At 73.8% G+C, this 18,680-nt stretch carries 22 protein-coding genes and 1 pseudogene; 9 read left to right on the forward strand and 14 right to left on the reverse strand.

Annotated elements, in window-relative coordinates; all coding sequences use genetic code 11:
- The first annotated feature begins 442 nt into the window (after positions 1-442).
- The 4 genes from HA073_RS01425 (at position 443) to HA073_RS01440 (ending at position 4,145) form a co-directional block, all read left to right on the forward strand.
- A complete protein-coding gene (locus HA073_RS01425) occupies positions 443-802 on the forward strand; it encodes a YraN family protein (RefSeq protein WP_064447257.1) in 360 nt (119 codons plus the stop codon).
- Position 803: 1 nt separating this feature from the next.
- Positions 804-2,324 (forward strand): YifB family Mg chelatase-like AAA ATPase, encoded by a 1,521-nt coding sequence (locus HA073_RS01430; protein WP_166455530.1) that lies wholly within the window; start codon positions 804-806, stop codon positions 2,322-2,324.
- Entirely contained in the window at positions 2,321-3,499 is a 1,179-nt protein-coding gene (locus tag HA073_RS01435; protein WP_104113927.1) for a DNA-processing protein DprA, read from the forward strand. The genes HA073_RS01430 and HA073_RS01435 overlap by 4 nt, the downstream gene beginning before the upstream one ends.
- A gap of 259 nt (positions 3,500-3,758) precedes the next feature.
- Positions 3,759-4,145 carry a hypothetical protein gene (locus HA073_RS01440; RefSeq protein ID WP_064447049.1) on the forward strand — a complete coding sequence of 129 codons (387 nt, stop codon included), beginning with the start codon at positions 3,759-3,761 and terminating at the stop codon, positions 4,143-4,145.
- A 33-nt stretch (positions 4,146-4,178) separates the two neighbouring features.
- Here HA073_RS01440 and HA073_RS01445 read toward each other — a convergent pair whose 3' ends face one another.
- The gene (locus HA073_RS01445; protein WP_043325899.1) at positions 4,179-4,520 is read right to left on the reverse strand and encodes a hypothetical protein; all 342 of its coding nucleotides are present in this window, start codon (positions 4,518-4,520) and stop codon (positions 4,179-4,181) included.
- A 411-nt stretch (positions 4,521-4,931) separates the two neighbouring features.
- Here HA073_RS01445 and HA073_RS01450 point away from each other — a divergent pair, with 411 nt between their 5' ends.
- Complete coding sequence (locus HA073_RS01450) at positions 4,932-5,858, forward strand: tyrosine recombinase XerC (protein WP_187692525.1); 927 nt, start codon at positions 4,932-4,934, stop codon at positions 5,856-5,858.
- Positions 5,859-5,907: 49 nt separating this feature from the next.
- On the forward strand, positions 5,908-7,089 hold the full coding sequence (locus HA073_RS01455) for an aminotransferase class V-fold PLP-dependent enzyme (protein WP_166455532.1): 1,182 nt from the start codon (positions 5,908-5,910) through the stop codon (positions 7,087-7,089).
- A gap of 48 nt (positions 7,090-7,137) precedes the next feature.
- On the opposite strand, the pseudogene HA073_RS01460 reads toward HA073_RS01455, so the two are convergent.
- A pseudogene (locus tag HA073_RS01460) lies at positions 7,138-7,674 on the reverse strand (murein hydrolase activator EnvC family protein); the annotation flags it as partial.
- Between the two features lie 194 nt (positions 7,675-7,868).
- Here HA073_RS01460 and HA073_RS01465 point away from each other — a divergent pair.
- Together HA073_RS01465 and HA073_RS01470 are read left to right on the forward strand one after the other, a co-directional pair.
- The gene (locus HA073_RS01465) at positions 7,869-8,528 is read left to right on the forward strand and encodes a methyltransferase (protein WP_166455533.1); all 660 of its coding nucleotides are present in this window, start codon (positions 7,869-7,871) and stop codon (positions 8,526-8,528) included.
- Positions 8,525-9,631, forward strand: coding sequence for a sulfite oxidase (locus HA073_RS01470; RefSeq protein WP_166455534.1), 1,107 nt, complete (start codon positions 8,525-8,527; stop codon positions 9,629-9,631). Before HA073_RS01465 ends, HA073_RS01470 begins: the two co-directional genes overlap by 4 nt.
- Positions 9,632-9,655: 24 nt before the next feature.
- Here the strand turns inward: HA073_RS01470 and HA073_RS01475 are convergent, their stop codons facing one another.
- From HA073_RS01475 to proS, 12 genes are all read right to left on the reverse strand, one after another.
- Positions 9,656-9,979, reverse strand: a complete 324-nt coding sequence (locus HA073_RS01475; RefSeq protein WP_011905215.1) for a DUF2469 domain-containing protein — start codon at positions 9,977-9,979, stop codon at positions 9,656-9,658.
- The gene (locus tag HA073_RS01480) at positions 9,976-10,851 is read right to left on the reverse strand and encodes a ribonuclease HII (RefSeq protein ID WP_064447045.1); all 876 of its coding nucleotides are present in this window, start codon (positions 10,849-10,851) and stop codon (positions 9,976-9,978) included. The genes HA073_RS01475 and HA073_RS01480 overlap by 4 nt, the downstream gene beginning before the upstream one ends.
- Complete coding sequence (locus HA073_RS01485; protein ID WP_166455535.1) at positions 10,845-11,312, reverse strand: NUDIX hydrolase; 468 nt, start codon at positions 11,310-11,312, stop codon at positions 10,845-10,847. Before HA073_RS01485 ends, HA073_RS01480 begins: the two co-directional genes overlap by 7 nt.
- A 90-nt stretch (positions 11,313-11,402) precedes the next feature.
- Positions 11,403-12,035 (reverse strand): signal peptidase I, encoded by a 633-nt coding sequence (gene lepB / locus HA073_RS01490; RefSeq protein ID WP_043325910.1) that lies wholly within the window; start codon positions 12,033-12,035, stop codon positions 11,403-11,405.
- Positions 12,032-12,916 (reverse strand): signal peptidase I, encoded by an 885-nt coding sequence (gene lepB, locus HA073_RS01495; RefSeq protein ID WP_043325911.1) that lies wholly within the window; start codon positions 12,914-12,916, stop codon positions 12,032-12,034. The genes lepB (HA073_RS01490) and lepB (HA073_RS01495) overlap by 4 nt, the downstream gene beginning before the upstream one ends.
- A gap of 168 nt (positions 12,917-13,084) precedes the next feature.
- Positions 13,085-13,444, reverse strand: a complete 360-nt coding sequence (gene rplS / locus HA073_RS01500; RefSeq protein WP_013284591.1) for a 50S ribosomal protein L19 — start codon at positions 13,442-13,444, stop codon at positions 13,085-13,087.
- A gap of 143 nt (positions 13,445-13,587) precedes the next feature.
- On the reverse strand, positions 13,588-14,376 hold the full coding sequence (gene trmD, locus HA073_RS01505; RefSeq protein WP_043325913.1) for a tRNA (guanosine(37)-N1)-methyltransferase TrmD: 789 nt from the start codon (positions 14,374-14,376) through the stop codon (positions 13,588-13,590).
- A gap of 27 nt (positions 14,377-14,403) precedes the next feature.
- On the reverse strand, positions 14,404-14,943 hold the full coding sequence (rimM, locus tag HA073_RS01510; protein WP_043325915.1) for a ribosome maturation factor RimM: 540 nt from the start codon (positions 14,941-14,943) through the stop codon (positions 14,404-14,406).
- Complete coding sequence (locus HA073_RS01515) at positions 14,943-15,203, reverse strand: RNA-binding protein (protein WP_026268109.1); 261 nt, start codon at positions 15,201-15,203, stop codon at positions 14,943-14,945. The genes rimM and HA073_RS01515 overlap by 1 nt, the downstream gene beginning before the upstream one ends.
- On the reverse strand, positions 15,178-15,633 hold the full coding sequence (rpsP, locus tag HA073_RS01520; protein ID WP_013284587.1) for a 30S ribosomal protein S16: 456 nt from the start codon (positions 15,631-15,633) through the stop codon (positions 15,178-15,180). Before rpsP ends, HA073_RS01515 begins: the two co-directional genes overlap by 26 nt.
- A 242-nt stretch (positions 15,634-15,875) precedes the next feature.
- Complete coding sequence (locus HA073_RS01525; protein WP_043330560.1) at positions 15,876-16,523, reverse strand: DUF402 domain-containing protein; 648 nt, start codon at positions 16,521-16,523, stop codon at positions 15,876-15,878.
- 76 nt (positions 16,524-16,599) lie between these two features.
- Complete coding sequence (proS, locus tag HA073_RS01530; RefSeq protein ID WP_043325917.1) at positions 16,600-18,006, reverse strand: proline--tRNA ligase; 1,407 nt, start codon at positions 18,004-18,006, stop codon at positions 16,600-16,602.
- A 92-nt stretch (positions 18,007-18,098) separates the two neighbouring features.
- On the opposite strand from proS, the gene HA073_RS01535 reads away from it, so the two are divergent.
- Positions 18,099-18,674, forward strand: coding sequence for a TetR/AcrR family transcriptional regulator (locus tag HA073_RS01535; protein WP_043325918.1), 576 nt, complete (start codon positions 18,099-18,101; stop codon positions 18,672-18,674).
- The last annotated feature ends 6 nt before the right edge of the window (positions 18,675-18,680 follow it).

Consider the following 18,680-nt stretch of genomic DNA (forward strand, 5'->3'; position numbering starts at 1 on the left):
CGGGACTCAAGGCGTGGAAATCAAGAACCTGTAGCGGACGGCGGTCGCTCCGGCGCCCGACGTCGGGATGTGTCAGCGCGAGCGGCTCGTCAGCGGGCGAGTTGATCGACGACTGGTCGGCGAGAGTGGCTCAGCGCGACGGTCGTTCTATAGATCAAGCTCAAGTTCATTACAGCCCCCGTTCATTGCTCCTCAGCGATGCGACAGTAAAGATCAGCTACACGCCCTGTAAAGAGACGTCACAACTGGTTAGCGCAAACCGCCCACATGCTCCCGAGGTCGTCACCGCCGTCACCGTCCGCCACTGGCGTCTCGCATGTACGGCCGGCAGCCTTACCACATCGATCCGGTGATCGTGGCTCCGTCCACAACCGTCAGCTTGTCCACAGGGCAGCCGCATCCGTCCCGCCGCCCCGGGCCGCCCCGGCGCATCCTGGCCGGCATGACGAACCGGAACCGAGCCGTCGGCGCGTACGGCGAGCGGTGCGCGCTGCGGCACCTGATCGAGACGGGCCTGCGCCCGGTCGCCCGCAACTGGCGCTGCCCCGAGGGCGAGATCGACATCATCGCCTGGGAGGGCCCGGTCCTGGCCATCTGCGAGGTCAAGACCCGCCGCACCGAGCAGTTCGGCTCCCCCGCCGAGGCCGTCGTCCCGGCCAAGGCCCGCCGGCTGCGCGGCCTGGCCGCCCGGTGGCTCGCCGAGACCGGCACCACCGCCGACGAGGTCCGCTTCGACGTGCTGTCCGTCCGGCTCCCGCTCACCGGCCCCGCCCGGGTCGAGCACCTGCGCGGCGCGTTCTGACATGGGGTACGCGAAAGTGCTGAGCGTGGGCCTGGCCGGAGTCGCCGGGCACCTCGTCGAGGTCGAGGCCGACCTCGCCCCCGGCCTGCCCGCCGTGATCATCTCCGGTCTGCCCGACACCGCGCTGCACGAGGCGCGCGACCGGGTCCGTGCCGCGATCGTCAACTCCGGCCAGAAGTGGCCGAACCGGCGGATCACCCTCAACCTGCTGCCCGCCACCCTGCCCAAGTACGGCTCGGCGTTCGACCTGGCCATCGCGGTCGCCGTGCTCGCCGGCTCGGGTGAGCTGCCGCCCGTCGCCCTGGACGCCACTGTCGTGCTCGGCGAACTCGGCCTCGACGGCGCGGTGCGCCCGGTACGCGGCACGCTGCCCATGGTCGCCGCCGCAGCCCGCGCCGGGCACACCCGGGTCGTCGTACCCGCCGGCAACGCCGCCGAGGCGGCGGTCATCCCCGGCGTACGGGTGCACGCCGTCGACACGCTGCACCGGCTCGTCGCACACGTCCGCACCGGCGCGCCACTGCTCGCCCCGCCCGCTCCGGCCCCGGCCGGGACCCCACCCGGACCGGATCTCGCCGACGTGGCCGGCCAGCCGCTCGGGCGGCGCGCGCTGGAGATCGCCGCCGCCGGCGGTCACCACCTCGCGCTGCTCGGCCCGCCCGGCGCCGGGAAGACCATGCTCGCCGAGCGGCTGCCTTCGGTGCTGCCCGAGCTGGACGACGAGGCCGCCCTGGAGGTGACCGCGCTGCACTCGATCGCCGGCCTGCTGCCGCCCGGCGGCGGGCTGCTGCGCCGTCCCCCGTTCCAGGCGCCGCACCACACCGCCACGGTGCCCGCCCTCGTCGGTGGCGGCTCCGGGCTGGCCCGTCCCGGCGCGGTGTCGCTGGCCCACCGCGGGGTGCTGTTCCTCGACGAGGCGCCCGAGTTCGGCAAGGGCGCGCTGGAGGCGTTGCGGCAGCCGCTGGAGAGCGGCCGGGTACGTGTGGCGCGCACGCGCGGCGCGACCGAGTACCCGGCCCGCACGCAACTGGTGCTGGCCGCCAACCCCTGCCCGTGCGCGAAGCCGTCCGGCGACGTCGACTGCGAGTGCACACCGCTGGCCCGGCGGCGCTACCTGGGCCGGTTGTCGGGGCCGCTGCTCGACCGGGTGGACGTGCAGGTCCGGCTGCAGGCGGTACGCGCGGCGGAACTGTTGCGTACCGATGCCGCGCACGAGTCCTCGGCCACCGTCGCCGCCCGGGTCGCCGCCGCACGACGAGCCGCCGCCGACCGCTGGGCGGCCACCGGGCACCGGGTCAACGCCGACGTCCCCGGCCCGTACCTGCGCCGCCCGCCGTGGCACCTGCCGGCCCGGGTCACCGCGGACCTGCGGCACCGGCTCGACACCGGTTCGCTGTCCGCGCGCGGCTACGACCGCGTACTGCGGCTCGCCTGGACCATCGCGGACCTGGACGGGCGGGACCGCCCCGGCCACGACGACGTCGCGGAGGCCATCCAACTGCGGACGGGAGAGGCCGCGTGAGCACCGAAGAAACCAAGCTGGCGCGGGTCGCGCTCACCTGGCTCGCCGAGCCCGGCACCCGATCCGTGTACGCCCTGGTGCAGCGGATCGGCCCGGTCGCCGCGCTGGACCTGCTGCTGTCCGGTGGCGCGCCGGAGCGGACCCTGCGCTCGGCCGTGGCGGCGCGGGCCGCTGCCGGTGACGCCCGGGCGGTCGCGGCCGAGGCGCTGGCCCGTGGCGAGCGGCTGGGCGCCCGGCTGGTCACCCCGGACGACGACGAGTGGCCGGCCCAGGTCCGTGACCTGCGGCGGCTGGCGCTGCCCGGCGCCACCCGCCGGGTCGATGTGGAGACCGACCCGCCGCTCTGCTTCTGGGTACGCGGGGCGTGGCCGCTCGGCGAGACGCTGGCGCACTCGGTGGCGGTGGTCGGCGCCCGGGCGGCCACCCCCTACGGCTCACACATCGCCACCGAGCTGGGCTACGGCCTGGCCGACCGGGAGTGGACTGTGGTGTCGGGCGGGGCGTTCGGCATCGACTCCGCCGCCCATCGCGGCGCGTTGACAGCGGGCGGGCGCACCGTCGCCGTGCTGGCGTGCGGGGTGGACCGCCCGTACCCGATGGGCAACGCCGCGTTGTTCGACCGGATCGCCGAGACCGGCCTGCTGGTGAGCGAGTGGATGCCGGGCGCGGAGCCGCTGCGGCCCCGGTTCCTCATCCGCAACCGGGTGATAGCGGCGGCGACACGCGGCACGGTGCTGGTGGAGGCGGCGGCGCGCAGCGGCGCCACCCAGACGCTCAACCGGGCGCTCGGCCTCCGCCGCCACGCGATGGTGGTTCCCGGGCCGGTCACCTCCGCGATGTCGGTCGGCGGGCACGAGGTGCTGCGCGAGCGGCCGGACGCCCGGCTGGTCACCGGCCTCGCGCACGTGCTGGAGGAGGTGGGACGGATCGGCTACGACCTGGCCCCGCCGGCCCGAGCGCCCGAGCGCCCACGGGACCGGCTCGACGAGGAGGCCACCCAGGTGCTGGAGGCGTTGCCCCGTCGCCGGGCGCTCGACCTGGAGAGCGTCGCCGCCCGGGCCGGCGTGGACCTGCGTACCGCGATGCGCAAGCTGTCCCTGCTGGAGGAACTGACGATGGTGGTTCGTCGCGACGGCGGCTACGCGCTCGCCCCGCCAGCGGCCGGCCCGACGTGACAGGCGGCGCGTACCCCCTCGCAACCGCCCGGCGACGGGGCCGTGGGACCGGCCCCGGTCTTCTAGGATCACCATTTCGCGCGCGGCGGAAGCCGTTGCGGGAACGATCGCGCCCCGGCCGGACGCCGGGCGCCGTCACGGGGAGAAGGATGACTGGGGCAGCGAACCGTCGCACATGTCCACAATGGTCGGAGTCCGGCGCCGAGGTGCGGCTCGCCGGGCCGGCGTCGGCCATCCCGCCGACGCGCGGAGGCGGCCGATGAGCACGCAGGAAACCTCGCGCCGCAACCCGGCGGCCGGCCCACCCGGGTCGGGGCGTCGTGCGTTCGGCGGCATGCTGGTCGTGGTCAGCCTCTTCGTGGTGTTCTTCGCGATCCTGTCCCACCGCGACATCGGCGACTACGACCCGAACGGCCCGACGATGTGCGGCGAGGATGTGATGACGCCCCGGGACCGGTGCATGTTCGGCGCGGGCGACGGCTCCTACGAGGCGCAGAAGGCCGAGGCGGAGAAGCAGCACGACATCGACCTGATGATCCGGGACATCGGCTTCGTCGCCGGTCCGGCGCTGTTCGTGGCCGGAGTCCTGCTGATCGTGTGGGGCACGCGCCGGATCCGGGCCACGCGGCAGCCGGCCGAAGCCTGAGCCGGCACGGCACGGCGACGGGACGCGCGATCGTCAGTCGCCCTCGAACCGGATCTCGGTGTCTCGGCGCTCCGCGCAGCGGCGGGCCAGCCGGGCCAGCCGGCGGATGTGGTCGGCCTCCGCCGGCGCCCCGGCCACCTCGGCCAGGCACCGCAGGTCGGCGAGCAGCTGCGACATCCGATCGGTGTCGACTGTCAGCTCGCCGAGCGGATCGACGCGATCCAGCAGCGGCGTCCGGCCGCCGCCGCGGACCCGCGCCAGCAGACCGAGCAGCACGTCCTGCGGATCCGCGACGACCTCGATCGAGACGTACGCGGGCCGGCGACGACTGCTGCCCGCCGATATCTGTCGGTAGAGGACCGCGTCCACTCCCACTGTCGGCCCCTTTTCGTACCGGGCGTCACCGTCGCGGGACGCGGCTGTCCGATCGCGGCCGGATCGGCCACCCGTGGGGCGCCGGCTCAGCCACGCTGCCGTCCGGTTGCCGCCCTGTGCCTGGCCGCAGCATGAGTTTCCTCTGTCCAGGCCCGGTTTAGCCACCCTGCTCGGCGCGGCGCGATCGTCATACCGGAGGCACGGGCGCGGCGGCGAAGGGCACACCGCAGGCGCCACGGTCCGGCGCGGTGAAGGCGGTGCGGCGGCTCAGCGCGCGGCGGCGCTCCGGCCGTACGCTGGACCGGTGATCGCTGTCCGCCTCCGTTACGACCGCGTGCGCCAGATCGGGGCGCCGCGGTGAGCAAGCGGCAGCGCGGCACCCGGGACGCGCACGAGGAGCTGCCCGCGTCGATGCGCGAAGCGGTGGACGACTTCGCCGACCACCTGTCGCGGGTGCGCAACCGGTCCGTCCACACCGTCCGCGCGTACGTCACGGATCTCGTGTCGCTGCTCGACCACGCGGTCCGGATGGGCTGCGCCGAGCTGCCGGAGCTGGACCTCGCCGTGCTGCGCAGCTGGCTGGCGAAACAGCGGACCATGGGCGCGGCCCGGACGACGATGGCCCGCCGCGCCGCCGCGGCCCGGACGTTCAGCGCCTGGGCGCACCGCACCGGCCTGCTCGCCGACGACATCGCCGCGCCGCTGGCGAGCCCTCGGGCCCGGCGCGAACTGCCCACCGTGCTGCGGGCCGACCAGGCCGCCGCCCTGATGGAGGCCGCCCGGCCCGCCGACGCCCCGCAACCCGAGGGAGCACCGGGCGCGGACACGCCCGAGGCCGTGCTGCTGCGTGACCGGCTGCTGCTCGAACTGCTCTACGGCACCGGGGTACGGATCAGCGAGGCGTGCGGCCTGGACGTGACCGACGTCGACCAGGGCCGCCGGGTGGTGCGCGTACTCGGCAAGGGCGGCCGGGAGCGGTCGGTGCCCTACGGGGTGCCGGCGCAGCGGGCGCTCGATGCGTGGCTGAGCGTCGGGCGGCCGGCTCTGGCGACGCCCGGCTCGGGCCGGGCGCTGCTGCTCGGGGCGCGGGGCGGGCGGCTCAACCCGACCACCGCGCGGCGGATCGTGGCCGACTGGACCGAGGCCGCCGGGGTGCCCCGGGTGACGCCGCACGGGCTGCGTCACTCGGCCGCCACCCACCTGCTCGAAGGCGGCGCGGACCTGCGGGCGGTGCAGGAGCTGCTCGGGCACTCGTCGCTGGCGAGCACGCAGATCTACACGCACGTGTCGGTCGAGCGGCTACGTGCGGCGTACCGGCAGGCGCACCCCCGCGCCTGACCGGCGGAATCCCGCCGGGTGATGATCCATCTCGGGCTAGGATCGATGGATGACGGTGCCGCAGCCGCCCGAGCCGATTCCCGGTGCTCGGCTGCTCTTCTCCCTCGATCCCTCCGTCAGCCACCTCAACCACGGCTCGTTCGGCGCCGTGCCGATCGCCGTGCAGCGCGCCCAGCAGCGCCTGCGCGACGAGATGGAGGCCAACCCGCTGCGGTTCTTCACCCAGGGCCTGGTCGACCGGATCGCCCACGCCCGCCGACACCTGGCCGCGTTCCTCGGCGCGGACCCGGACGGCACCGCGCTGGTCGGCAACGTCACCGCCGGCGCGGCGGTCGTGTTGCAGTCGCTGGCGCTGCGCCCCGGCGACGAGATCCTGACCACCGACCACGGGTACGGGGCAGTGGCCCTCTCGATCGGGCGGGAGTGCGCCCGCACCGGGGCGGTGTCCCGCACCCTGCCGGTGCCGTTGACCGCCACCGACGAGGAGGTGGTCGAGATCGTCCGCGCCGGGTTGCGCCCCGGGCGTACCCGGCTGCTCATCGTCGACCAGCTGACCTCGCCGACCGCCCGGCTGTTTCCGGCCGCCGCGCTCGTCGCGGTGGCCCGGGAGCAGGGCGTGCCGGTGCTGGTGGACGCCGCGCACGCGCCGGGCATGCTGCCGGCCACCGTCGCGTCGATCGGCGCCGACTTCTGGGTGGGCAACCTGCACAAGTGGGCGTACGCGCCGCGCGGCACCGCCGCGCTCGTGGTGGCGCCGTCGTGGCGGGAGAAGATCCAGCCGCTCGTCGTCTCGTGGGAGCAGGACAGCGGCTTCCCGACCCGGGTGGAATGGCAGGCGACGCTCGACTACACCGGCTGGCTGGCCGCCCCGGTGGGCCTGTTCACACTGCGCAGCCTCGGCGTCGACCGGGTACGCGCGCACAACGCGGCGCTGGCCGCGTACGGGCAACGGGTCGTCGGGGACGCGCTGGGTGTGGCGCCCGAGCGGCTGCCGGAGCCCGGCGGACCGGCGGTCGCCATGCGTCTGGTGCCGCTGCCGCCGGGTGTCGCGACGACACTGGACGCGGCCCGGGAGCTGCGGGCCCGGATCGCCGACCGGCTCTCCGCCGAGGTGTCGGTGGCCGGCTGGAACGGGCGCGGCTACCTGCGGCTGTGCGGCCAGGTCTACAACACCCCCGACGAGTACGACCGCCTGGCCGTCCGGCTGCCCACGCTGCTCGCCCAGCGCTGAGCGGCGAGAGCCGGCGGCGGCGCCACGACTCAGGGGACCGGCGTCGGCTCCCGGGTCGAGCGGCAGCAGCCGGACCCGGCCGAGCCCGAGCAGCGCGAGCGGATCCAGGTACTCGGCGCCGCGTCGCAGCCCCCAGTGCAGGCAGGCCGCGTCCACGCAGCCGGGATGCCCGGCGAGCAGGTCACCGATCGGGGTGCCGGCGTCCACCCGGGTGCCGGCGGTGACCCGGGACCGGACCGGCTCGTAGGTGGTGCGCAGCCCGTCGTGGTGGCCGACGGTGAGGACCGGCCGGCCGGCGACCGAGCCGGCGAACAGGACGGTCCCGGCGCCGGCCGAGCGGACCTGCGCGCCGGGCGCGCCCGCCAGGTCCACGCCCCGGTGCCCGGACATCCACGGCTGCGGCGGCGGGTCGAACCCGCGTGCCACGCGGGGTGGACCGGGCAGCGGCCACCGGAACCGTCCGGCGATCGCCGGCCCGCCGGACGCGCCCCGGTATCCCGTCGTGACGTCCGGCCCGTCAAGGACCGCCGCCGAGCCGCCCGCCGCCACCGGCCTGTCAAGGCCCGCCGCGGGGACGCCCGGCAACCAGAAGGCGAGCACGAGCACAAGCAGCAGGCCCCTGCCGGCCCGACCGATGGGGATACGCACACCGCGTACCCTGACCGTCCGCGCGCTGCCCCGCGCGCGCCACGCGGTCGTCCTGTGGACGACGCCCCCACTGTGGACGAGCGCCGAAATCGGGGCGGATCTGCTACGGCCGGGACGCCTATGCTGGCCGGGTGACGAAGGACTGGTACGCCTGGCACCGCGACTACGACCAGCCCGAGTCCGCACTGGCCCGGCGGCTCGCCGAGGTGCGGCAGCGTGTCGCCGACGCCCTCGACGCCGCACGGCCCGGTCCGCTGCGCGCGCTGAGTCTCTGCGCCGGTCAGGGCCGTGACCTGATCCCGGTGCTGGCCGCCCACCCCCGGGGCGCCGACGTGACCGCCCGCCTGGTCGAGCTGGACCCGCGCAACGCCGATCTGGCCCGCCGCGCCGCCGCCGACGCGGGGCTCACCGGCGTGCAGGTGGTGACCGGGGACGCCGCGCTGACCGACGGCTACGCCGATCTGGCCCCGGCCGATCTGGTGCTGGTCTGCGGCATCTTCGGCAACATCACCGACGACGACATCCGGGCGACGGTGCGGCACTGCGCCTCGCTCTGCGCCATCGGCGGCATGGTGCTGTGGACGCGGCACCGGCGCGAGCCGGATCTGGTGCCGGTGATCTGCGAGTGGTTCGCCGAGGAGGGCTTCGAGCCGGTCGCGGTGGGCAGCCCGGCCGACGGTGTGGGGGTCGGCGCGCACCGCTTCACCGGCACCCCGCGCCCGCTGGTGCCGGGTGCACGGATGTTCACGTTCGTGGGCTACGACGTGCTGGAGCGGACGGAGCAGGCATGACCACAGTGGACGACGCGAGCCGGCCTGCCCGGGTCGCCGGACCGGACGAGGCGATCAGCGCCGAGGAGCTCCAGCTCGCCGCGCGCAACCACGGCATCCCGCTGGAGGCGCTGCGCTACGACGTGACCCCGGCGGGCCTGCACTACCTGCTCATCCACTACGACATCCCGGACGTCGACCCGGCCGCGTACGCGCTGAGCGTGTCCGGCGCGGTGCAGCGTCCACTGCGGCTGGACCTGGCGGCGCTGCGTGACCGGCCCCGGGTGACCCACCGGGTGACGCTGGAGTGCGCGGGCAACGGCCGGGCGCTGCTGCGGCCCCGCCCGGTGAGCCAGCCCTGGCTGGTGGAGGCGGTGGGCAACGCCGAGTGGACCGGCACCCCGCTGGCGCCGCTGCTGCGCGAGGCCGGGCTGTCCGGCGACGCGGTGGACGTGGTGTTCACCGGGGCGGACCACGGGATCGAGCGCGGCGTCGAGCAGGACTACCAGCGGGCGCTGCCGGTGGCCGACGCGCTGCGCGAGGAGGTGCTGCTGGCGTACGAGATGAACGGCGCTCCCCTGCTGCCGCAGCACGGCGCGCCGCTGCGGCTGATCGTGCCCGGCTGGTACGGCATGGCGCACGTGAAGTGGCTGCGCGACATCACGGTGACGACCGAGCCGTTCGACGGCTACCAGAACGCGGTGGCCTACCGGTTGCGGCGCGACGCCGACGACCCGGGCGTGCCGGTGACCCGGATCCAACCGCGTGCCCTGGTGCGCCCGCCCGGGTTCCCGGACTTCATGTCCCGGACCCGGGTGGTGCGGCCGGGGCCGTGCACGGTGGACGGCCGGGCCTGGTCCGGGCACGCGCCGGTGACGTCGGTCGAGGTGACGATGGACGGTGGCGGCACGTGGACGCCGGCGGTCCTGGACGAGCCGGCCGGCGGCGAGTGGGCGTGGCGTCGATGGTCGGTGAGCTGGACGGCGACCCCGGGGCGGTACGTGCTGGGCGCCCGGGCGACCGACGCCTCGGGGCGCACTCAGCCGGTCGAGCAGCCGTGGAACCGGGGCGGGTTCGCGAACAACCTGGTGCAGCGGGTCGAAGTGGTCGTGCCGGAGCGGTGATCCGGGCGGCGGGCCGCCCGGGGATCAGCTCCCGAATCCGGAATCTGCGGGAAGCGAGATGTCGGGCTTTTCGAGCTCTTCCACATTGACGTCCTTGAACGTCATTACTCGGACGTTCTTGACGAAACGGGCAGGCCGGTACATGTCCCACACCCAGGCGTCGTGCATCTCGACCTCGAAGTAGACCTCACCGTCCGAGTTGCGGACGTGCAGGTCGACCTGGTTCGCCAGATAGAAACGGCGCTCGGTCTCCACCACGTAGGAGAACTGGCGGACAATGTCGCGGTACTCCCGGTAGAGCTGCAGCTCCATCTCGGTCTCGTACTTCTCGAGATCTTCCGCGCTCATCGCACTCCGCCTTCCATGACCACATCTTCCCCCACCGACGCCGGAGGTCGCGGCTGCTCGCCCAACGCCACGCCGACGGTACCCCCTGGCGCGCCGGAGCGCCCCATCGGCTCGTCCGGGCGCCCGGCGAACGCGCCGGCCCCGAGTCCCGGCAGCCCGGCCACGGGCTCGGGCGACACCACGTCGGCGCCCGCCGGGCGGCGGGCGCGGGGAGGCCGGCCGTCCCGTCCGGAGACGGCGGCCACGTTCACGTACGAGAAGCGGTGCTCCCGGCAGGGCCCGAGCGCGCGCAGCGCGGCGCTGTGCTCGGCGGTGATGTAGCCCTTGTGTTCGGCGAAGCCGTAGCCGGGGAACCGCCCGTCCAGTTCCACCATGATCCGGTCCCGGGTGACCTTGGCGAGCACACTGGCCGCCGCCACGCACGCGGCCACCCGATCGCCCTTCCAGACCGCCAGCCCCGGCACGTCGAGCCCGTCGACGCCGAAGCCGTCGGTCAGCACGTACTCCGGGCGGGTGGTCAGCGAGGCGAGCGCCCGGCGCATCGCGGCGAGGTTGCACACGTGCAACCCGCGGGCGTCCACCTCCTCGGCCGGGATGACCACCACGGCGTACGCCAGGGCCCGCGCCACCACCTCGTCGTGGACGCGCTCCCGCGCGGCCGGGGTGAGCAGCTTGGAGTCGGCCAGCTCGTCGATCTCGCCCCGGCGCCCCTCGGGCAGGATCGCGGCGGCGGCGACCAGCGGCCCGGCGCAGGCGCCCCGGCCCGCCTCGTCGGCGCCCGCGACGTAGCGGAAGCCCCGCCGTTGCAGGGCCCGCTCCAGCGCGTAGAGGCCGCCGTCGCGGCGCACCACCGTGCGCGGCGGGGTCAGCATGCGCCGCCTCCCACCAGCGCGGCGCCGAGCCGGCCCGGCAGGTCCGGCGGGTAGTAGCGCTCGGCGGTGGCGGCCAGGTCGGTCACCGTCCACCAGCGGTGCCCGTGCACGCTCGCGCGCTCGACGTCGTTGAAGCCGGTCGTGTCGACCTCCCAGCCCGCCACCCGGACCAGGTAGAACTGCTGCTCCTGGCGGTACCAGACGCCGTCGAACGGGAACTCGACGGTCTCCGACCAGACCGGCGCGCCCAGCTCGGCCGGGGCCAGCCGCAGGCCGGTCTCCTCGGCCAGCTCACGGGCCGCACCGTCGGCCGGGGCCTCCCCCGGGTCCAGCCCGCCGCCGGGGGTGAACCAGTAGCGGTGACCCGGCCGGGCCGGATCACTGCCCTCGAAGAGCAGCACCCGGTCGGACGCGTCGACCAGCAGCACCCGGGCCGCGCGACGAGGGGTGTAGACGGTCACCGCACCAGCCTGCCAGACGGCTGCGACGAACGACCACGCCCTCCCGCCGGCGGCCGGGGGCGGGCGTGGGGGCGCGCGGAAGCCGTCGGGTCAGGGATTGGGGATCCCCTCGAACTGCTTCGGCACGCTGAGCCAGGTGGCGCGGCTGACCGGCCAGAAGATGGTGAAAGCCCGCCCGACGACCTCGCCCTCCGGGATGGTGGCGACGGTGATGTCCTCGCCGGACTGCTGCCAGTGCTCCAGCGAGTCGCCGGAGGCCTCCCGGTGGTCACCCATGACCCACAGCCGGCCCTTCGGCACGGTGATGTCGAAGTCCTGGTCGGCGGGCTTGTTGCCGGGGAAGATGAACGGCTCGTCGACCGGCTTGCCGTTGATGACCAGCCGGTCCTGCCCGCCCGTACGGTCGCAGCAGACCACGTGATCGCCGCCGACGCCGATCACCCGCTTGATGAAGTCCTCACCGTCGGGGTTGCCGCTCCACTCGGTGGGCGCCTTGAAGACGATCACCTCGCCCCGGTGCGGCGAGCGGAAGTCGTAGACCAGCTTGTTGACCAGCACCCGATCGTCGATCTTGAGGGTGTTCTCCATGGACGGCGACGGGATGAAGAAGGTCTGCAGCACGAAGGCGCGAACCAGCACTGCGACCAGGATCGCCACACCCAGGAGGATGGGCAGCTCCTTCCAGAAGGAGTTGCGCGGCTTCTCGGTCTGCTCGTCGATCACGGGAGGAGCCTACGTCCCCGGGTGCGGCGCAGTCGCCCCGAACCCGCGAGAACCGTGAGCGTCGCCACGACCGGCACGATCAGGACGACTCCGCCCACCGGGTCGGGATCCACCGGGACCGGGCCGGAGGCGGCCGCGGCGTCCGCGCGCGGCACGTCCGCGAACGTCTCCGGTACGGGCAGGGTGGTCCACCGCTGCGACGGCCAGACGATCATGAAGGCGCGACCGATCACGTTCTCGATCGGCACCGGCCCCTGACATCGGGCGTCCTGCGAGACCAGCCGGTGGTCACCCATCACGAAGATCTGCCCCGGCGGCACCACCACCTCGGTGAACTGCCGGGACCGGCATTCCTTCGGATTGGGCGGAAGCTCGAGCGGGGAGTCCTCGGAGACGTACGCCTGCTCGTCCAGCGGCACCCCGTTGACCACCACGCGGCCGTCGTCGCAGCACCAGATCTTGTCGCCCGGCACGCCGATGACCCGCTTGATGAAGTCCTTCTCGCCGGGGCGGCTGACGCCCACCAGGTCACCGAGCGTGCGGCTGACCTGGCCGGCGAAGTTGGTGGGCGGCGCGGGCGCCTCCTGGGCGACCCAGCGGTCGGTGCCGCGGAACACCACCACCTCGCCGCGGACGGGGTCGCGGACGTCGTAGACGACCTTGTTGACGAGCACCCGGTCGCCGACGAGCAGCGTGTTCTCCATCGACCCGGAGGGGATGAAGAACGCCTGGAGCAGGAACGTGCGGATCAGCACCGCCAGGCAGAACGCCACGATGAGCAGCAGCGGAAGCTCCTGCCAGAGCGGCATCTGGCGACGCCCGCGCCGGGCCCGCCGGCGCCAGGGATCGACGGCGCCGTCCTCGTCAACCATCTGCACCATGCCACTCTCCGGTCCGCGGAAACGACACTACCGCCCGGGAGTCTCCTTCGAGACCCCACGGGCGGTAGTGGACCGTTTCGCACCGTCCGGCTGCGCCCGTACCGACCAGGGTAATGCGGTCTGGTCGATACGACATCCGCGCAGGCCGGGCGGCGTGGCGAACGCGAATCAGTTCGCCGGCTGCTTCTCCCGCAGCTCCTTGATCTTGGCCTTCTTGCCCCGCAGCTCGCGCAGGTAGTAGAGCTTGGCGCGACGCACGTCACCGCGGGTCACGACCTCGATCCGGTCGATGCCCGGGCCGTTGAGCGGGTAGGTCCGCTCCACGCCGACACCGAAGCTGACCTTGCGGACCGAGAAGGTCTCACGCAGGCCGTCACCCTGGCGGCGGATGACGACGCCCTGGAAGATCTGGACCCGGGAGCGGTTGCCCTCGACGACCCGCGCGTGCACCTTGACGGTGTCACCGGCACGGAAGTCGGGCAGGTCGGTACGCTTCGACTGGGCGTCAAGGGCGTCCAGGATGTTCATCGCTGCGTCCTCGTGAGGCTCACGGCGCATCGTCAGTCGATGCGCGGATGGGTGATTCTGACCCCCGGGTGGTGACCGGCGAGACCGGCCCCGGTCGAGGGTCCTCGCAGCCGCCCACGGCGTGGACGGATGCGGCAACCCCTCTACTTTGCCACATGCCCCGGTGGCGGGGAAAATCCGCCCCGGTCCAGCGTCGCCCGGTCCCGCTTGTCGAGCGTCTCCGGGGCCAGCGCGCCGATCATGTCGGGGCGGCGCCCGGCCGTGCGCAGCAGCGCCTCGTCCCGTCGCCAGCGGGCGATCCGGCCGTGGTCGCCGGAGCGCAGCACCTCCGGCACGTCCAGCCCGCGCCAGGTCGCCGGCTTCGTGTAGAGCGGGGCCTCCAGCAGCCCGTGCGCGTGTGACTCCTCGTCCAGCGAGCCGGCGTTGCCCAGCACCCCGGGCAGCAGCCGGGTGACCGCCTCCAGGATCACCAGCACTGCCACCTCGCCGCCGAAGAGCACGTAGTCACCCAGGGAGACCTCGGTCACCGGCATCCGGGTCGCCGCGTGGTCCAGCACCCGCTGGTCGATGCCCTCGTACCGGCCGCAGGCGAACAGCAGGTGCGACTCGGCGGCCAGCTCGTGCGCCAGGGCCTGGGTGAACGGGACGCCGGCCGGGGACGGCACGATCAGCCGGGGCAGCGTGTGCCCGTCCGGGCTCAGCTCGCCCGGGGCCAGCGCGTCCAGCGCCTCACCCCACGGCTCCGGCCGCATGACCATGCCGGGACCGCCGCCGTAGGGCGTGTCGTCGACGGTGCGGTGCACGTCGTGGGTCCAGGTCCGCAGATCGTGTACGGCCAGCCGCAGCGTGCCGTTCGCGCGGGCCTTGCCGATCAGCGACAGGTCCAGCGGGGCGAAGTACTCAGGGAAGATCGACACGATGTCGACGCGCATGCGGTGGCTCCAGCCGGAGGTCGAGAGCTAGAGATCGAGCAGGCCGTCGGGCAGGTCGACGACGACGCGACCGCCGGCCAGATCCACCTCGGGCACTATCGCCTTGACGAACGGGACCAGCGCGGTACGCCCCTCGGGCCGCCGCAGCACCAGCATGTCGGACGCGGGCGCGTGGTCGATGCGGGCCACCTCGCCCACGTGCTCGCCGTCGCGGGTGACCACGGCGAGCCCGACCAGTTGGTGGTCGTGGAACTCCTCCGGGTCCTCCGGCGGGGCGACGTCGGCGCTGTCCACGCCGAGCAGCGTGTTGCGCAGCGCCTCGGCGACGTTGCGCTCCAGCACGCCCTCGAAGGCGACGAGCAGCCGCCCCTGGTGCCAGCGGGCCGACTCGACGGTGAGCGTCGGCGGCACCCGCCAGGCGCCGGGCTCCGACGGGGTGACCCCCGGCTCGGTGGTCAACACCGAACCGGGGGCGAACCGTGCTTCGGGCTCGTCGGTACGCACCTCCACGGTGACCTCACCGCGGATGCCGTGCGGCTTACCGATCCGGCCGACGACGAGAAGCATCAGTACGAGTCGACGATGTCGACGCGTACCCCACGCCCGCCGATGGACCCGATCACCTGGCGCAGCGCCTTGGCGGTCCGGCCGGACCGCCCGATCACCGTGCCGAGGTCCTCGGGGTGCACGCGGACTTCGAGGCGCTTGCCCCGACGGGAGTCGACCATCCGCACCCGGACGTCGTCCGGGTGGTCGACGATGCCCTTGACCAGGTGCTCCAGAGCGGGACGCAGCGGCATGTCAGGCCTGCTCGCCGGACTCGGCACCGGTCTGCTCCTCGGCCTTGGCCTCGGCCTTCGGCTCCTCCGCCTTGGCGGCGGCCTTCTTGGCCGGCTTGGCCGGGGTGTCCGCCACGCCGGCGGCGGCCTTCGCCTCGGCCTCGTACGCCGCCTTGCGGTCGGCCCGCTCGGGGGCGACCTTCAGCGGCGGCGGGGCCGGCAGGCCCTTGAACTTCTGCCAGTCGCCGGTCAGCTCCAGCAGGCGCTGCACGGCCTCGCTCGGCTGGGCGCCGACCGAGAGCCAGTACTGGACCCGCTCCGACTTGACCTCGATCACCGAAGGGTCTTCCTTCGGCTGGTACACACCGACGAACTCGATCGCGCGACCGTCACGCTTGGTACGCGAGTCGGCGATGACGATGCGGTACTGCGGGTTGCGGATCTTGCCCATCCGCAGGAGCCGGATCTTTACGGCCACAGTTGTTTCGCTCCTGTTGCGATCTCACCGGCCCGTACGGGCGGTGTGGCGGGTGAGCGCCGACCGGCACAGTGGGGTTTGGGCCGGAGACTGCTCGGTGAACTGGCGACGCGCCCGGGTTAGAGGGCGCCGGACGCGCGCCGGATACCAGCGAACCATTCTGCCAGATCCGCCCCGGAACTCTCACACCGGACCCGGACACCACGCCCGCGGCGGGCCGGGCCGTGACGGACGACACCCGCTCAGCGCACCGGCGGGCGGTCCCACCCCGGCGGAAGTTCGTCCGGTACATCCCATTCCGCGGGCGGGGTGAAGTCGCACCAGGTGCCGTCGAACGGGAACGCGCCCGCCTCGGCGATCCGGATCACCCGCTCACCCTCGGCGCGTACCGCCTTCTCGTCTGTCACCCAGTAGTGCTCCGGGAACGCCAGCCGCTCGGCGAACTCGTCCTCGTCCTTCCACTCCCAGCTCAGGTCCGGGTACACCACCACGTCGAGGTCCTGGTCGACCATGTCGACACCGGCCACCGCGCCGTCGTCCCAGCGGACGCCGGGCTCCTCCAGGTTGACGTACCAGTTCTGGAAGCGCCCGGCGGCGTCGCGGAACCACCAGACCGAGTGGGCCGCGCCCGTGGGCAGGAACTTCAGCACCGGCGGACCGTTCCACCGGCCCTGCGCGAGCCGGTAGGACGACGTCACCCACTCGGCGAACGGCACGGCCCGCATGCCCAGGCCGGCGGCGTTCACCTCGTGCGCGACGGGCGCCGTCCGCGCCACCCAGAGCAGCAGGCCGCGCTCGTCGTCGGAGACCACGCGGGCCGACCGGACCCACCCGATCCGGCCATGCCGCACGTTCCGGTGCATGATCAGCCGCCCCGGCTCGAACCGCACGCTCACCCCCGCCGTCGTGTTAACAAGGGCCCCCGCCTATGCAGAATGCGTTAAGAAGGGGCCCTTCCTTACACCCTCAGTAGGCGCGGGCGAGGATCGCCACCAGGTCGGGCTCGTCCTCCGAGTCCGGCACCGAGCCGTCGGCGCGCACCAGGCAGCGAACCGTCACGCCCTGACCGTTCGCCTCGGCCTCGCCCTCGACGCCGACCGCCGACCACGGCACCCGCGCCCAGCCGGTGGCGGACGCCTCGATCGCCTCGGCCAGCGTCGACACCTCGACGGTGCGGGACCGGCGGAACTCCAGCGCCTGGTCGTGCAGCGCCCGCTGGTCGGCCTCCAGCGCGGCGAGGACCGCGCCGACCACGTCGGCCACCGGGGTCGGGGCCTTCGAACCGTCCGTACGCCGGACCACCACCGCGTTGCCGGCGGCCAGGTCACGCGGGCCGACCTCGACGCGTACCGGGTAGCCGCGCAGCTCGGCGTCGACGGCCCGGCGGCCGAACGCGGTGTCGGTCCGGTCGTCCAGCGCCACCCGCACCCCGGCGTCGCGCAGCGCGTCGCGCAGCTTGGCCGCCGCCTCGCTCACGCCGTCGCCGTCCTTGACGATCATCACGTACGCCTGGACCGGCGCCAGCTTCGGCGGCACCCGTAGCCCGTTGTCGTCGCCGTGGCACATGATCAGGCCGCCGAGCATCCGGGTGGACGTGCCCCAGGAGGTGGTCCACGCGTGCTCCCGGCCACCCTCGGCCGAGGAGTAGCTGATGTCGAACGCCTTGGCGAAGTTCTGGCCCAGCTCGTGGCTGGTGCCCAGCTGCAGCGCCTTGCCGTCGCCCATCATGCCCTCGCACGTGTACGTGGCGGTGGCGCCGGCGAAGCGCTCCCGGGCGGTCTTCAGGCCGACCACGACCGGGATGCCGAGCACGTTGACCATCAGGTCCTCGTACGCCTCGTGCAGGATCCGCCGCGCGTAGGCGCGGGCGTCCTCACGGGTCGCGTGCGCGGTGTGCCCCTCCTGCCAGAGGAACTCGCTGGTACGGAGGAAGATCCGCGGGCGCAGCTCCCACCGGACCACGTTCGCCCACTGGTTGAGCAGCAGCGGCAGGTCGCGGTACGAGTCGATCCACTTGGCCATGAACTCGCCGATGACCGTCTCGCTGGTGGGGCGCACCACCACCGGCTCGGCGAGCTGCTTGCCGCCGCCGTGCGTGACCACCGCCAGCTCCGGCGAGAAGCCCTCGACGTGCTCGGCCTCGCGCTTGAGGTAGCTCTCCGGGATGAACAGCGGGAAGTATGCATTCTCCGCGCCGGCCGCCTTGATCCGGGCGTCCATCTCGGCCTGCATCCGCTCCCAGATGGCGTAGCCGGCCGGTCGGATCACCATGGTCCCCCGGACCGGGCCGTTGTCGGCCAGCTTCGCCTTGGCGATCAGGTCCTGGTACCAGCGGGGAAAGTCCTCCGCACGGGGAGTGAGCACGCGTGCCATGACCGCACATCCTATGCGCCGTGCGGGGCGGGGGTTCGCCGGGGAGCCGGGCCGCGCCGTGTCGCCCGGCGCGGCCGTAGACTTCGACGGCGATGGGTGAGACACGGGACGCGATCGTGGAGGCCGCCCGGGCGCAGACCGTGGCCCTCGGGTGGGACCGTGTCCGGATGGGCGCGGTGGCCGCCGCCGCCGGGGTGAGCCGGCAGACGGTCTACAACGAGTTCGGCACCAAGGCGGGCCTGGGCGAGGCGCTGGCCCGGCACGAGGTGGACCGGTTCGTCGGCCAGGTCCGGTCCGCGCTCGGCGAGCACGACTCCGACGTGCGGGCGGCGGCGTACGCGGCGATCCACCGCACGCTCGCCTCAGCCGCCGAGAACCCGCTGGTCCGGGCCGTGCTGACCAGCACGCGGGGCGGCTCGGAGGAGTTGCTGCCGTACCTGACCACCCGGTCCGAGCTGGTGCTCGCCGAGGCCGCGGCGGCGCTGCTGGACTGGACGGGTGACCGCCTGCCCGACGCCGATCCGGCGGCCCTGGCGTTCGCGGCGGACAGCGTCGTACGCCTGGTGGTGAGCCACATCGTGCTGCCCGGCGGCCCGGTCGACGAGACCGCCGACCGGCTGGCCGACCTGGCGGTGCGCCTGTTCCTGATGGCGGCGACGGCGCGCTAGCGACGA

The organism is Micromonospora sp. CMU55-4 (genome assembly GCF_011602315.1).
Taxonomy (GTDB): Bacteria; Actinomycetota; Actinomycetes; order Mycobacteriales; family Micromonosporaceae; genus Micromonospora; species Micromonospora chalcea.